Consider the following 246-nt stretch of genomic DNA (forward strand, 5'->3'; position numbering starts at 1 on the left):
CGTGAAAGAAAATACGTTGTTGAATTCACTGCCGTATGATCCGACGTCGATTATGGAGGTTGTTAAGTCTCAAATCGATGATTGGGACCCGCTTCAGCTATTGGCGATGGTTGGTCTGGAAGATGAGTATGACGGTGAAACGCGCAGTATTACGATTCATATCGCCAAGTATTTGCCTCATTTGAAAGAGGAGCTGTTGAGTCAAGGGATTCGTCAAGTATTCACGAAATCTTTTGGTGAGGAATT

Annotated in this window: 1 protein-coding gene; it reads left to right on the forward strand. The window is 43.5% G+C overall.

All coding sequences use genetic code 11. The features are described 5' to 3' along the window. Window positions 1-19 precede the first annotated feature (19 nt). A partial coding sequence (locus KVT27_RS25745) for a hypothetical protein (protein ID WP_483307991.1) occupies window positions 20-246 on the forward strand: 227 nt, incomplete at its 3' end.

It is taken from the genome of Lysinibacillus sp. GbtcB16, assembly GCF_019091145.1.
Classification (GTDB): domain Bacteria; phylum Bacillota; class Bacilli; order Bacillales_A; family Planococcaceae; genus Lysinibacillus; species Lysinibacillus fusiformis.